Source organism: Paenibacillus sp. sgz302191 (genome assembly GCF_057749925.1).
Genome location: NZ_JBYLHY010000001.1, coordinates 66707 through 82193 on the forward strand (window position 1 = coordinate 66707; position 15487 = coordinate 82193).

At 46.0% G+C, this 15487-nt stretch carries 12 protein-coding genes and 1 pseudogene; 11 read left to right on the top strand and 2 right to left on the bottom strand.

Going from position 1 to position 15487, the window contains the following annotated elements; all coding sequences use genetic code 11:
- Window positions 1–45 precede the first annotated feature (45 nt).
- Window positions 46–2769 (top strand): glycosyl hydrolase family 95 catalytic domain-containing protein, encoded by a 2724-nt coding sequence (locus AC3G2T_RS00315; protein ID WP_488434119.1) that lies wholly within the window; start codon window positions 46–48, stop codon window positions 2767–2769.
- A gap of 41 nt (window positions 2770–2810) precedes the next feature.
- On the opposite strand, the gene AC3G2T_RS00320 is transcribed toward AC3G2T_RS00315, so the two are convergent.
- Entirely contained in the window at window positions 2811–3692 is an 882-nt protein-coding gene (locus AC3G2T_RS00320) for a helix-turn-helix transcriptional regulator (RefSeq protein ID WP_488434120.1), read from the bottom strand.
- Between the two features lie 192 nt (window positions 3693–3884).
- Here AC3G2T_RS00320 and xynC point away from each other — a divergent pair, with 192 nt between their 5' ends.
- The 7 genes from xynC (at window position 3885) to AC3G2T_RS00355 (ending at window position 12367) form a co-directional block, all read left to right on the top strand.
- Window positions 3885–5210, top strand: coding sequence for a glucuronoarabinoxylan endo-1,4-beta-xylanase XynC (gene xynC / locus AC3G2T_RS00325; RefSeq protein WP_488434121.1), 1326 nt, complete (start codon window positions 3885–3887; stop codon window positions 5208–5210).
- A gap of 218 nt (window positions 5211–5428) precedes the next feature.
- Entirely contained in the window at window positions 5429–6532 is a 1104-nt protein-coding gene (locus AC3G2T_RS00330; RefSeq protein ID WP_488434122.1) for a response regulator transcription factor, read from the top strand.
- 15 nt (window positions 6533–6547) lie between these two features.
- A complete protein-coding gene (locus AC3G2T_RS00335; RefSeq protein WP_488434123.1) occupies window positions 6548–8281 on the top strand; it encodes a sensor histidine kinase in 1734 nt (577 codons plus the stop codon).
- A 128-nt stretch (window positions 8282–8409) separates the two neighbouring features.
- The gene (locus AC3G2T_RS00340) at window positions 8410–10101 is read left to right on the top strand and encodes an ABC transporter substrate-binding protein (RefSeq protein WP_488434124.1); all 1692 of its coding nucleotides are present in this window, start codon (window positions 8410–8412) and stop codon (window positions 10099–10101) included.
- A gap of 51 nt (window positions 10102–10152) precedes the next feature.
- Window positions 10153–11112 (top strand): ABC transporter permease, encoded by a 960-nt coding sequence (locus AC3G2T_RS00345; protein WP_474682269.1) that lies wholly within the window; start codon window positions 10153–10155, stop codon window positions 11110–11112.
- Window positions 11113–11127: 15 nt separating this feature from the next.
- Entirely contained in the window at window positions 11128–12045 is a 918-nt protein-coding gene (locus tag AC3G2T_RS00350) for a carbohydrate ABC transporter permease (RefSeq protein WP_474682052.1), read from the top strand.
- Between the two features lie 88 nt (window positions 12046–12133).
- Window positions 12134–12367 (top strand): hypothetical protein, encoded by a 234-nt coding sequence (locus AC3G2T_RS00355; RefSeq protein ID WP_488434125.1) that lies wholly within the window; start codon window positions 12134–12136, stop codon window positions 12365–12367.
- Window positions 12368–12457: 90 nt separating this feature from the next.
- On the opposite strand, the gene AC3G2T_RS00360 is transcribed toward AC3G2T_RS00355, so the two are convergent.
- A complete protein-coding gene (locus AC3G2T_RS00360) occupies window positions 12458–12721 on the bottom strand; it encodes a hypothetical protein (protein ID WP_488434126.1) in 264 nt (87 codons plus the stop codon).
- A 131-nt stretch (window positions 12722–12852) separates the two neighbouring features.
- On the opposite strand from AC3G2T_RS00360, the gene AC3G2T_RS00365 reads away from it, so the two are divergent.
- From AC3G2T_RS00365 to AC3G2T_RS00375, 3 genes and pseudogenes are all read left to right on the top strand, one after another.
- Complete coding sequence (locus AC3G2T_RS00365; RefSeq protein WP_488434127.1) at window positions 12853–13686, top strand: amidohydrolase family protein; 834 nt, start codon at window positions 12853–12855, stop codon at window positions 13684–13686.
- Window positions 13687–13773: 87 nt separating this feature from the next.
- Window positions 13774–14120: pseudogene (locus AC3G2T_RS00370) on the top strand (aldo/keto reductase); the annotation flags it as partial.
- A gap of 369 nt (window positions 14121–14489) precedes the next feature.
- Window positions 14490–15467 (top strand): glycoside hydrolase family 43 protein, encoded by a 978-nt coding sequence (locus AC3G2T_RS00375; RefSeq protein WP_474682055.1) that lies wholly within the window; start codon window positions 14490–14492, stop codon window positions 15465–15467.
- The last annotated feature ends 20 nt before the right edge of the window (window positions 15468–15487 follow it).

Here is a 15487-nt window from a genome sequence, read left to right on the forward strand (position 1 = left end):
CGGTATAATAAATACCAAAACGAGCAGATCAGGAGGAGTAATAGCATGACTAAAGTATCGGAAACTACACGAATGTACGAAAAAGGAAATTACGCTAACACCTATAAAGAGGTACCAGGAACAAACCCCGGATCCGTGTGGCGGGAAGGCATGATTAGCGGAAACGGCGAAAACGGGTATATCACGTCAGGATCCCCGTATTCGGATACCTTTATTTTCCAATACATGTGGTTCAACTATCCGTCTCGAGATCCTAGAGTGATTCCGGAAGAATTACCGGGGCAGCTTGCTGATGCCAGATGGAATGTTTTCAACCTAAATGATGAATGGAAGATTACCCATGCGGACGGTAAAACAAGGGGAAGAACATTTTTTTACAGCTATCATCCGGGCCACCAGCTCAGATTAAGCATGACTTATAAGGGAAGCGTGTCCGGTTATGAAAGATGGACGAATTATGAAACGGCCGAAACCGGAGTTCGTTACGTCGATGAATTTGGCGAGTGGATCCGAACCTCATTTACATCCAGAGAGGACAATGTTTCGATTACGAAGATCGAACAATCCTCTGCCGGCAAAAAGATCAACATGATCATTGCCATTGATGACATTTCAAGTATGTACAAAGCGCGGGATGGTATGTCCGAAGTAACGGCGCTCCAATATAAAAAGCTGGTGGAACCGAATGCGGAATATATCGCACAGGTTGTCCATTACCCGTCCTACCCGGGCAGCGAGCTGATCCATGGAGGGTACGCCGGCGTGACGCAGGTTATCGTTGTTAACGGAACCAAGAAACTTGTGCAGCTCGCTGAGACGAATGAACCGATGAATGTTGGAACAGAACAGAATCCTGCGATTCAAGTCATCGATGCCGATGCCGTTTATTTAATCACACAATCGAACAGGACATTGGAGATTGGCAAAATCGAAGATTTTGCCGGAATGACGCAATACGCTATAGTTGATAGTCTTTTTAGAAACACGAACGCCGTTGCGGAAAAGTATAAGGATTCCTTCGGTAATTTCGATTACAATGCCGCCCTTGCGCCGCATGCCCTGAAACAGTCCGCAGAATTTAACGCAGTATGTTTTACGCTTCAAGGCGACGAGGACTTCAAGCGTGCAGACAACTTAACGCTAATCAATGAGCAAAAGATATCCAAAGCTAGAATCAATCACGCTTTTATGGAGCAGGTGTACAGCCAGGGACGATATGCCTTAATTTGCTGCAGCGGTTCAAGCGCGCCGAGGTTGTATGGAATGTGGACCGGGGAGTGGAATCCCGGCTGGCGTGGCATCTATACCCTTGACGCCAACGTGAATTTGCAGGTTTCTCCCATGAATACAGGCCATTTCTCGCAAGCGCAGCTTGGGTATATCACGTTCTTCTTGAGAAATGCCCCCGACTTCGAATACAATGCGCGAATGGCCTACGGGATGCATGATGCCCTGCAGGTGTCGGTAAATTCGGATGGCGATCGCGGAATGCATGTGGAATACGACAATGATTATCCATTTGAGTATTGGAATGCAGGGGCGAGCTGGTGTCTGCTTCCCATCTTCGAATATTGGCAGTGTTACGGTAACCGGCAGATTGCAATCCACACTAATATGAGAATCCATGATCTGAAACCGCTTCTCAGTGTAGAGGACGGAGGGCTGACGGACGAAGAATTCGACCAATTAATCGAAAAAGGATATTTGGACTTGGAAAAGGATATTTTGCTTCCGCTGCTGACAAAGCAGGCTAATTTCTGGGAGCAGCTATGTACGCCGGAATACTATACGGATATAAACGGTAATGCGTGCTATGAGAAAGACAAGACGGCGTTACACCCGGGGGAGAAATATATGTTGATCCCAACCTACTCGCCGGAGAATAACCCGATCGGTTACAACAGTACGATAACGGCAAATGCTACAATGGATATTTCCGCGGCGCGGGACGGTTTGCATATGGTCATCACCATGGAAAAGGCGGTAAAGCGCGACGGATATGAAGCCGCAGCCGCCAAATGGGAAACGTTGCTGGAACTGCTGCCGGATTATAAGGTTGACAAGGACGGCGCTTTACGCGAATGGGCGATGAATGAATACACCGAAAACAACAATCACCGCCATTTGAGCCATCTCTACCCGGCATGGCCAGCGTATGAAACGCAGAACAATATGGAGTTGACTAAAGCAGCCAAGACGGCTGTAGAGAACAGAAATGAATATAATACAGGAGACGCGACAGCCGGACACGGCTGGATGCACAAGGCTCTTGTTTACGCCAGGTTAAAAAACGGCGACGGTGTCATCTCTTCCCTTCTGCCGATGATGACGGATTCCGGATACTACACTTCCTTGATGACAGACCATGACACCAACAGAAGAAACGACTGCTACTGCACGGATACATTATTTGGTACTGTGGGAGCAGTAAATGAAGCGCTGCTATTTTCCAATACATCTGAAATTGAAGTTCTTCCGGCTCTGCCTTCCGACTGGAAATCGGGGTCCATAAACGGACTGATGACAAGGACCCGGGTGGAGGTCATAGAGTTATTTTGGGACACCAACGTTGTACGCGTTACATTAAAATCAGGTGCAGACCATAATGACATCCATGTAAAAGCGGGCCTTCCTTGGACGAAAGCAATGGTTAACGGCCAAGAAACAAAGACGCTTGACGATGGATTTGGCAAGTATATTCGCTTAACGCTGAATTCAGGTATGGACGTTACAGTTGCGTTTATTTTGGCTGAAAGATGCGATGCTTGAGGCGTGTGGGGATAACCGCGATTTGTAACGTTTTTTCGTTGCTATGTCTCGAGGGGGGTTCGCAAAGAGCGAAATTCCCCTGCCGAGACGTTGTAGTATTTCTTAAAGGCGGTACAAAAAGATTCCAATGAAGAAAAACCGACATGCTGCGCTATTTCGCTAATGGACATTGAGGTCGTAGAAAGAAAGCGGACGGCAGCCGTCATTCTTGCCTGGGTCTTTTTTTGCGTAAACGATATGCCATAATACTGTTGAATGGTTCTCTCCGTCTGTCTGACGCTTAGCCCCAGTTTTTGAGCGAGCTTCTGTATGGTTAAATCATGAAAGTTTGACAGAAAACTGTTTTCAATGATAACGACTCTCTCGTCGTCCAAGGTTTTAAGCGGCATAGCTGAGGTGGTCGGATAATTGTCGGTGTAGTTTCTGACCAGTTTGATGACGATCTGCTCGATTATATGTTGAACCGTCAGGTAGTAGCCGATATAATGGTTGGCTGTTTCATAGGAGAGCTGCTCGAATAATGGCATCAAATTCTGCTTGTCCTGACCAAACCAAAAGGTTGTTTGAACGAATTGTTCGGCAATAAAGGAAAGATCCGGATCATCGTTACAATGATGGGCCAACACTTCAAAGCATATGCAGTATTCCGCCATAGGGTCGGAGAGGTCCGTAATTTGCTCGTGCACAATATCCGGGCCCGTCATGTAAAGCGTGCCAGGATGAATCGCATATTTGCGGCCATTTGTTATCAAGATTCCGTGTCCCCGAGGAATATAATGTAGTTCGTAGCTTTTCATGCTATGGCTGTGTTCGAGAAAGGATTGATAAAAGACCCCGAATTTAACATACAAAACGTTTAATAATAAACCGCCTAACGAAATCTTGATGTTCATATTTTCAACATTCACTTTTGGGAGCTCCACTTGGCCAATCCCCCTTTGCAGATTCTCATATACTTTTTATACTACGAACTAAACTTTCTTGTCTAATCATGAAATTGGTTTGCTGATATAATGAATGAAAGCGCCTACAAGGCATGGAGGTGGTCAGACAGGTTATTTAACAGCCGTAAAACGGAAGTTGCCAAAATATCAGTTTGTGAGGAGATGAAAGTAATGATTTCAGGTGTTAAAAAATCAATTCATGTATTATTGGCATGTGCAATTACGCTGCCGCTCATGTTAACCGTGCCGGCGCCTGCCAAAGTCTCGGCAGCAAGTGATGTACAAGTTAATTTATCGGCGGAAAAACAAGTGATTCGCGGTTTTGGAGGCATCAATCACCCGGCCTGGATTGGAGATTTGACAGCAGCCCAAAGAGAAACAGCTTTTGGTAATGGGGATAATCAGTTAGGCTTTTCTGTTTTAAGAATCTATGTCGACGATAATCGGAATAATTGGTATCGGGAATTGCCAACTGCCAAACGTGCGATCGAACAGGGAGCCATCGTTTTTGCTTCGCCATGGAATCCTCCCAGCGATATGGTCGAAACCTTCAATCGTAATGGGGATACAAATGCAAAGCGGCTAAAATACGACAAGTACGCTGCGTATGCTCAGCATCTTAATGATTTCGTTACATACATGAAGAATAATGGTGTGGATCTGTATGCTATTTCTGTCCAAAATGAGCCTGATTATGCACATACTTGGACATGGTGGACTCCACAAGAAATGCTTCGCTTTATGAAAGAAAATGCCGGATCCATTAATTGCAGGGTAATCGCGCCGGAGTCATTTTCTTACCTGAAAAATATGTCGGACCCTATTTTGAACGATCCGCAGGCTCTTGCTAATATGGATATTCTTGGCGCTCATACTTATGGTACCAAGTTCAGTGATTTTGCTTATCCTCTTTTCAAACAAAAAGGAGCGGGAAAAGATCTCTGGATGACGGAAGTTTACTATCCAAATAGTGATAACAACTCGGCGGATCGCTGGCCCGAGGCATTGGATGTTTCCTATCATATACACAATGCGATGGTAGAGGCAGATTTTCAGGCATATGTATGGTGGTACATCCGCAGGCAATACGGGCCTATGAAAGAGGACGGTACGATAAGCAAGCGTGGTTATAATATGGCTCATTTCTCGAAATTTGTTCGTCCCGGATATGTAAGGGTTGATGCAACGAAGAATCCCAATACAAATGTTTACACATCTGCATACAAAGGGAACAACAAGGTGGTTATTGTTGCAATTAACAGAGGCACATCAGCAATAAGCCAAAACTTTGTCCTGCAGAATGGGACGACCTCGAGGATATCTCCATGGGTAACGGACAGCAGCAGAAATATGGCAGCCGGATCGGCCATCAATGTGTCGGGCGGTTCCTTTACAGCCCAGCTTCCTGCCCAAAGTGTTACCACTTTTGTAGGGCAATTGGGTGGCAACACCGTCAGCGGCACCACTTATGAAGCGGAGACGGGTACAACGCCGTAGTTTTATAAATGATATTGGGCTGTCACAAAAGAGGCTTCGGCGGATTCTATCTTATGAATCCCTGGGCCTCTATTTTTTTACCCAATTCATACGAGAATCGCCGGCAATAAAGTCACAAAGGATTTCCATTTCTCGTTGGTATTGGCTTCTTTTTGGAATCAATTATATATGATAGAATAATTTCCAATCTGAACAGGATTTCAGAAGGAGGCAAACTCATGTTCAAGGTGTTGTTAGTGGACGATGAAGTATTTGTTCGTAAAGGGCTGCAAAAGCTGATCCGATGGGAGCAGTACAAGTTTACCCTCGTCGGCGAGGCGAAAAACGGCGGGGAAGCTCTAGACATGATCAACCGCCTGGAGCCTGATCTGGTCATTACCGACATTATGATGCCGGTGTTGGACGGGCTGGATCTAATCCGCAGCATAAAGGAAGCAGGGCGAATTGACCCTGAATTCATTATTATCAGCGGCTACAACGATTTTAATTATGCCCAGCAGGCGATCCGTTATGGGGTTCAAGATTATATCCTGAAGCCCATTGATGTGAAGGAACTGGGGGCCTCACTTCAGAAACTGGCAGCAGCGATCGACAGAAAAAGATTGGTAGCGCTTACAGAAGAGGAATATTCGGTCGCTGCTGTACTGGAGGTTTTTCACATTTTCGAAATGGACTCAGGCATGTGCAACCAGTTAATGGTGGAGTTAGAAGAAAACAATAAAGAAGCTTTTGGACAAATGATAGACAGCATGTTTCAGATTTTTCATGACCGGCGATTTACTCCACCGGCCGTTGTCGGCTCGCTTTCCCGTTTCATTACCAGAGTTATGAGGATAATAAAGCAAATGGATGGTAATGATGAGGGGCAACGGCGGTTGCTGGAAATGATGGAAAGGGAGTACTGCACCTGGAGTTTACGGCAGCTGAAGGAGCACTTTATGCTAATGGTTACAGAAGCGGCCGAGCATATTGCCCAACTGCGCAAAGAGAAGTCCAAAGGGGATATCGCGAGGATTAAGAAATATATCGACACGCATTATAGAGAAAGTATTAACCTGAAAAGCATTGCCGCTCAATTCTATCTGAATTCCGTCTATCTAGGGCAGCTCTTTCGCAAGCACTACGGCGTCTATTTCAATGATTACCTCCTTGAACTGCGAGTGGAGGAAGCCAAAAAATTGCTTCGTCAAACAGACCTGCGGATGTATGAGATTGCGGCAATGGTGGGCATCCAGAATGCAAACTATTTCGTAACCCAGTTTGAAAAGTTGGAAAAATTATCACCAATGGAGTATCGAAACAAACTGGTAAAAAAAGAATAGACAGGTGGTGTTTACGTGAGAAAAATTCATTTGAATAATATGAAGCTGCGTGACAAATTGCTGCTCATGTATGTGCTGTCTGTATTCATTCCCATTGTGATGACAAATGTCGTATTCTATAATGCGACCACTACGAATATCCGCAACCAGAAAATCCGCGATGCCAATTTGGCCTTGGAAAATATCAAAGGATCGCTGAAAGCAGTCGTTGACCAAGCAGCGGGTTTATCCTATTCATTTTATGCCGACCGTACCTTTAACGAAAATCTTGCCCACCGCTATCCACGCGCGATTGACTATGTGGAAGCTTATAATTCTTATCTTAAGGGGACATTTTCCAATTCCGACAAAAATCTTCAAAGTGCCATGCAGTATAAAGTATACACGGATAATCCCACCATCCTGTCCGGCTATATAGAGCCGTTGACCGACGAGATGAAGAGCTCCGATTGGTATACCCAGTTTAAGTCTTTTTCCGCGCCTTTCCCTACCCTCATATGCTCGGATCGGTCTTTCAGCCTGATTCAGAGGCTGGACAACTACTACACGAACGGCTTCAATCAAATTCTCAAGATCGATCTGAACATGAAGACCATCAGCCAATATTTTCACAACAACGGCTTTGACGGTAAGGTGTATCTCGTCGACCCCCAGGGGCGGGTACGGTTCAGCAATGATTCAGATGTCGATTGGGCCCTGCAGACGGTTCTGTACCAAGATATTCCTCTGCCGTCAAAGTCCGAGAGCTTCGAGGCCTCGTATACGGGGATCAATTATTTGGAAGGTTGGGCGCTGCACGGTGTTATGAACAAAGAGATCGTCTTAAATGAAGTCCGGAAGTCGCGTTCTTTCGTCATTTTGCTCGCGTGCATTAATTTCGTCGTTCCCTCCATGATCATTGCCGCCATGTCCCGGTCTTTGCATGTCCGTCTTGTGCGGATTCTAAAGCATATGAAGAAGGTAAAAAACCAAAACTTCCAGACCATCCCGCACGAGGAGGGGAGGGACGAAATCGGCCAGCTAACGAACGAATTCAACCGGATGACAGAACGAATCGACAGTTTAATTACCGACGTTTACCTTGCGGATATCCAGAAGAAGGATCTGGAACTAAAGCAGCAGCAGGCCCAACTCCATGCCTTGCACAGTCAGATTAATCCCCACTTCCTGTTTAACGCCCTGGAATCCATACGTATGAGAAGCGTGATCAAAGGTGAAGACGAGACGGCGGATATTATCCATAACATGGCCAAAATGTTCCGCAAATCGATATCCTGGAGTCGGGATTGGATCACCGTAGGCGAGGAGCTGGAGGTAATTAAAAGCTTCCTTGAAATTCAGAAATACCGATTCGATGACGAGTTGGAATACGACGTTCAGATAGATGAACATGCAGTCGATTGTATGGTTCCGAATATGATTTTCCTGCCCTTCGTGGAGAATGCCAGTATTCATGGGGTTGAATCCGTTCCGGAGAAGGGGATCATTCATATCCGTATCGGCGTTCAGTCCAACGAATTAAAATTTACACTGGAGGATAACGGAATCGGCATGTCCCCGTCCAAGCTGGAAGAAATCCACCGATATCTGGCTAAGGACGATGTCATGGGAGAACGGGTCGGAATCAAAAACACATTCTACCGACTTAGGCTCATCTATCAAGAGCGATTTGCTTTCAACATCCACAGCAAGGAAGGGAAAGGTACGCGCATTGAGATTGTACTGCCTCTGCTCACGGAGAAACTATAGGGATGCGGCATTTCCATATACTTTTCATACTATGAACTAAACTTTCTTGTCTAATTATCAATTGGGTTTGCTGATATAATGAAAGCGTCTACAAGGCATCATCCAATTCGAAAGGGGCAATAAGTCAAATGGTTGTAAAAAAAGTGTTGACTTCGGGGCTGGCGGCTATGCTGATAACGTCTGCAGTGGCAGGGTGCAGCGGTAGCAAGGATAGCGCCTCATCCGCTCCGACAGGGGGAGCATCAGCAACAGCGGAATCCGAGAATAAAACCTCTGTTACATACTCGTATTATCTCTTTTCGCAGGGCAAAAAGGATGTACTGGCAAGTGAAACAACGATCGGCAAGGAATTGCAAAAGCAAACCGGTGTGGATTTCAAGCTGCAATACCTTGTCGGTGACAGCGCTACCAAAGCGGGGGTCATGATCGCAAGCGGAGATTATCCAGATGTCATCAGTTCCAGCGGCGAGATGGCCAAGTTGATGGATGCGGGAGCTTACATTCCGCTGGATGATCTGATTGAGAAGTACGGACCGAATATCAAGCGCGTGTACGGTCCTTATTTCAATAAAATGAAGGCAAAGGATGGCAAAGTTTATACGCTTCCCTTCACGGCTGACCAAGGATATATGGCAGGGCCGGATATCGGCGGAGGCGCTTTCTGGATTCAGCGTTCTGTACTGAAAGAATTCGGTTATCCGAAAATCACGACCCTTGACGAATACTTTGATCTGATCAAAAAGTACAAGGAAAAATATCCGAAAGTGGATGGCAAGGATACTGTTGGCTTTACTGTGTCGGCAGGTGTAAACAACAATTTCTTCACCCTGCAAAACCCGGCCATGCACTTGGCAGGTTACCCTAACGACGGCGGCGTCATCGTGGATATGAAAACGAATGAAGCAAAGATCGTAGCGGGAACCGAATATCAGAAGCGATGGATCAAGAAGCTGAATGAAATGAGTGCCGTTGGTCTGTTCGATCCGGAGTCTTTCACCATGAACAAGGACCAATATTTGGCGAAGCTGACCTCCGGTCGGGTGCTCGGTTACTTTAACTATGCCTGGCAGGTAGGGGACGCGAACAAAAACCTGAAGGCGGCAGGCATTGACGAGAAGCGCTATGCGCCGCTTCCGATCGTATTCGATAAGGGAATTAAAGATCAATACATCGATCCGCCCGGATTTGTCGGCAACTATGCCATCGGTATTACGGTGAAGGCCAAAGATCCGGTTCGCATTATCAAGTACTTCGATAATATGCTGAAAGAAGAAAATCAGATTCTGCTTTCATGGGGAATTAAGGATCAAACGTACAGTGTGGATGAAAAGGGCCGCTTTTACTACAAGGATGACCAGAGCAAATACCATGAAGATCCGGAGCTGAGCCGCACCTTCGGGTTCACCTATTTCGCCAGCGACTGGCCCAAATACGGCAGCAACTCCGTTCTGAAGGACGGCAACGCTTTTTCGCCGGGCAACCAGCCGGAAGTAGCAACTAAATTGTACACCGATGGAGACAAGAAGATTCTTGAAGCGTACGGTGCAAAGACCTTCAGCGATTATTTCAATAAGCCTGATGAGCGCAAATGGTTCCCTGCCTGGTCCATCAGCATTCCTCAAGGCTCGCCGGAACAAATCTTCACAACCAAATCCGATGATCTTCAAAAGAAATATATGTCGAGGCTGATTCTGGAATCTCCCGATAAATTCGAATCGACATGGAACGAATATATTAACGAGCTGAACAAGCTGGACAAGAAGGTCTATGAGGATACCATCACCAAGGCCGTGAAGGATCGGATAGCCGGCAAGTGGTAAGATCGAATTTTTCTGGATTGCGGAAAGGAGTTTTGCCAGGTGGAGAAACCGATAGAACCTGCGATTTCGTCAGCAGGCGCTGCTTTGGGTAAACAATTAAATCAGTCTTCGTTTTTTAAACGCCTGATTTATCAGCGGTCCCTTGTATTTATGTCCATCCCTTTTGTGATTTGGGCTTTTGTTTTTAAATACGTCCCCCTGTGGGGCTGGACAATGGCCTTCCAAAAATACCGGCCGGCAAAGGGGTTGTTTGCTCAGGAATGGATCGGTTGGAACAATTTTAACTTTCTCTTCCAGGACAATACCTTCTACCGGGTACTAAGGAACACCTTGGTCATGAGCTCCATTAAGCTGGTGTTAGGGTTCGTGACCGCCATTACGCTTGCCATTCTTTTGAATGAATTGAAACATATTTTGTTCAAGCGGGTCGTTCAAACCGTAAGCTATCTGCCCCATTTTATCTCCTGGGTGGTAGCGTCAAGCATTGTATTGACGGTTTTATCGACAGAGGGGATTGTCAATCAGATTTTGACCCAATTTAATCTCATTGACCATCCGGTGCTGTGGCTGGCTAAAGGGGAATATTTCTGGGGCATTCTCGGAGTCTCCGAGGTGTGGAAAGACGTGGGCTGGAATACCATCGTCTACTTGGCGGCCATTACCACCATCGACCCGGCCCAATATGAGGCAGCCGAAATCGATGGCGCAAGCCGGTTCCAGCGGATTCGGCACATTACGCTTCCGGGTCTGAAGCCGGTTATCATTATTTTGTTGATTATGAGTCTGGGGAATATTCTTGAATCGGGATTTGAGCCGCAGTATCTGCTAGGCAACGGAATGAATGCGGACTATTCCGAAAACCTTGATATATTCGTGCTGAAGTACGGTATGGCGATGAGCAATTTTTCGCTGGGAACGGCTGCAGGCATGTTCAAGACCGTCGTCAGCTTCATCTTCCTCTTTTCCGCCAACTTTATCGCCAAGAAAATGGGCGAAAGCAGATTGTTCTAAAGGAGGCTCGCCATCATGCGAAATATGAAATCGTCCCGTTTACGTAATTCCAACTTAAGCGATAAAATATTTGATACCTGCAACATCGTCTTCATGATCTGTCTGATGATCGTCACCTTATATCCTTTCGTCAATATGCTTGCCGTTTCTTTCAATGACGCAAACGATGCCATCAAGGGCGGCGTCTACGTGTGGCCAAGACTGTGGACGCTGGAGAACTACACATATATATTCGGAGAATCCTCTATCTACCATTCCACGTTCATTTCCGTGCTGCGGACCGTCATCGGAACGGCGGTTTCCGTGTTGAGTACGGCTATGCTGGCTTATACCATCAGCCGTCAGGATTACGTGCTGCGCAAGTTCGTAACCATGTTCTTCGTATTTACGATGTATTTTAGCGGTGGCCTGATTCCCGGCTATTTGCTCATCAAGAATCTTGGTCTGATCGATTCGTTTTGGGTGTATATTGTTCCCGGCGTTATCGGCGTGTTCAATATGATTGTGATTCGCTCCTTCATAGAGGGGCTGCCCGAAGGGATTTTGGAATCAGCCCGTATCGATGGTGCGGGCGAATTTACTACCTTTATGCGGGTCGTACTACCGCTGACCATTCCGGCGCTGGCTACCGTATCTCTGTTTGTGGCGGTAGGGCAGTGGAACTCCTGGTTCGATGTATTCCTTTACAATTCATCCAATTTGAAGCTGAGCACGCTGCAGTATGAGCTTATGAAGATTTTGCAAACTTCCAATACTGCAACTTCTCAATCGTCCGGCGACGTCTATGCGCAAAGCGGAAACGTGACCACGGTTACTCCGACCTCCATCCGGGCTACAATGACCATCATCGCCAGCGTTCCGATTCTGCTCGTCTATCCTTTCCTGCAGAAGCACTTCGTACAAGGGATGACCGTGGGCGGAGTGAAGGGTTGATCGGTTCGGCTCGAAGGAGACCGGCGTGATTAAAGCGGTTGTAGAACTGTAAACGAAGCTTTCCACGGTAATTCATAGCAGAATGAAGATGGAGCGGATCGGCAGGGATTGCAGAGGCGCTGCTGCAAAGCCGCCTACTCCAATTATGAAAACAAAATGGGAGCTTCTTCAAAAACTTGAACAGCGGACTTTCCAAGAAATCATGTTCAACAATGCTCCTGAAAGCGACTTTGATTTATTTGTGAACAAGTGGTTCGCTTACGGGGGAGATAAGATTTCTCAAGAAGTTAACGATTGGTATCGCAGTCAAAGAGCAAAATAAGTGGAATAAAAAGGGCCGCTCACGCAGCGGTCTCCTTATTTTATATTTTGGAATAATTAATATGAATAGGGATTATTTGTTAAATATGAGTTAAGCGAGGTGGCTGGCGCTGACACACGCTTTTTCGGACAATCTCAAAGCACGCAAGTGATTCATATCCATCACCAAGCGAGACTGCTTGCAAACAATAGGTTCGATGGCGGAGGGAAATGCGCGGTGGATGGTGTTGCCGGGGATGAGGAATAAATCACCCTGTTCTTTTTCGCAGATGGCATCATCGATAAAAAGACCTTTATAAACCATTTCGAATGGAAAGATCGGATCCAGAAAAAATGGTTTGCGAATCGGTTGCACCCAGATGACCTCCAGTAAGTTATGTTTGGTTCAAATATATCAAAATCGGATATAAATTTGCAATTAACTGATATTTTAAATTCTTATTAATATCGTAAAATAAAATCATGACGAGAGGAGAGGACTTTCCCATGCGTATTGATGCTCACCAACATTATTGGTCGATGTCTCGAACAGATTATGGATGGATTACACCTGAACTACCGGTGTTGTACAGAGACTATCTGCCTGAAGATCTCGAAATTCATTTGAAGAAACACAACATAGACGGCACCATCGTCGTTCAGGCAGCCTCTACGTATCAGGAAACAGAGTATTTGTTTACACTTGCTGATCGTTCGGACTCGATTCTAGGCGTTGTCGGATGGCTGGATTTATTTGATCCATCTCACCGGGAGTATTTCGAACGTTGGCGGGAACATCCGAAATTCGTTGGTTTTCGCATTATGATCCAAGAAATGTCCGATGCAAGCAAACTGCTCGAGCCCATGTTCGTGGAAGCGCTTAAATATTATGCGAAAATGGGTTTTCCCGTGGATCTGCTCGTGACATCGAATCAGTTAAACGAGCTTAATGAATTGCTCGACGCCGTTCCAGGATTGAGAGGTGTAATTGACCACATCGGCAAACCGCGTATCGCGGAGCAGGTGTTTGAGCCATGGGCTGTGCAAATCGAACGTGCATCATCTAAACATCAGAGTATATATTGCAAAGTTTCCGGCATGGTGACGGAAGCCGATCATCAAGCATGGGAACCGCAGCATTTTAAACGATATATCGAACATGTTTTGGAAGTTTTCGGACCTGAACGGGTCATTTTCGGAACGGATTGGCCGGTTTGCTTGCTTGCAGCTACCTATGACGAAGTTCTGGAAATTATCGAAAGTGCCATACCGAAGTCGTGGGGAAAACAAGAAAGAGCAAGATTATTTGGAGAAAATGCAAGAGAATTTTACAAGCTATGATGAAGGAGCGATTAAGCTCGAAACACAAACATTTAGTATCCGAAAAACGAGTAAGGAAATTGCTATTTTCAAGGACGGAGTGATTTTATGAAGTATCGCCCATTAGGAAAAACAGGATTGGAAGTCTCAAAGCTTAGCTTCGGCGCTTCCTCCCTTGGTTCCGTATTTCGCCAAACGGATGACGCGGAAGCCATTCGAATAGTACATGCGGCTATTGACGCCGGTATTAATTATATTGATGTTTCGCCTTATTATGGCGCCACTAAAGTCGAAACGGTATTAGGCAAAGCGATCAGTCAAGCGTCTCGCGAGAACTTCTATTTATCTTCAAAAGCCGGCAGATATGGTGTGGAACGTTCGACTTTTCAAGCTCGAGAATTGAATCCAGTTTGGAAGAAAGTCTGCGCAGGCTGAAGACGGATTATGTCGATATTTAGGGAGCGAATTCATCAACATATCGCGCAAAGCACTCATTCCGATCGATTTGGTTCCCGTACTACGGCCTCATGGTCCTGCTTGTCTGGAAATGCAAACGCATGCCAAATTAAGGTGCTATTTTATGCAAGTGTTCTAAATATGTTATCCCGTATCTTTATTAAAGGGGGGATAGATCTTTAATCTGTTTATTTTGTAATCGCATACAAAGTCTCATAATAAAGGAGCAAGATAAAATCAAATCCATAAGGAGAAGCAAAATGGGGGGAGGCTTACGAAAAAGAAGTTATGGGTATCCATGCCGATTGCATTAGCCGCAATGAAAAGTAAATGAATAACCATAATAAATAAAATAGAGGAGAGCAAGTATGTACAATCTACCGAAACCTCATCACCCGCTTGTCACCCATATCTTCACTGCCGATCCTTCGGCGCACGTATTTGAGGGGAAAATTTTCATCTACCCGTCACACGATCTCGATCATGACGGCGCTGATAATGACAATGGGGATCAATATGCAATGGAAGACTATCATGTTCTATCCATGGATGGCTTCGAGTCCCCCGTTATCGATCATGGCCAAGTCCTTCATTTGAAAGATATTCCCTGGGCTTCCAAACAACTCTGGGCTCCTGATGCTGCTTTTAAGGCCGGCACCTATTACTTGTACTTTCCTGCCCGGGATCTTAATGGGGTTTTTCGAATCGGTGCAGCGACCAGCAAGTCACCGGCCGGTCCTTTTCTTCCTCAACCGTCTTATATCGAGGGAAGCTTTAGTATCGACCCAGCCGTGCTTGTTGATGACGACAATAGGGCATACATATATTTCGGCGGTCTTTGGGGCGGTCAATTGGAAAAATGGCAGACCGGTACTTTCGAGCCGGAAGCGGTGGGGCCGGCGGCGGAGGAGCCTGCGATTGGTCCTCGGGTCGCTCTGCTGAGCGAGGACATGCTTTCATTTCAAACCGCTCCACTAGAAATTTCGATCGTTGACGAAAACGGCGGCCCGATTCTCGCTGGAGACGAGGATAGGCGCTATTTTGAAGGACCATGGGTACACAAATATAACGGCTGGTACTACTTGTCCTACTCCACGGGCACCACCCATAAATTAGTATACGCCGTCAGCCGGAATCCGTTGGGACCGTATACCTTCAAGGGCACGATCTTAACTCCGGTTATCGGCTGGACAACTCATCACTCCATTGTCCAGTTCGAAGACAAATGGTACTTATTTTACCATGACAGTTCTTTGTCCGAAGGCGTTAACCACAAGCGTTGCGTCAAATACACGGAGTTACACTATAACGAAGATGGAACGATTCGGACGATCGATCCTTATTGATTGAAACGAAAGGGTTTGGA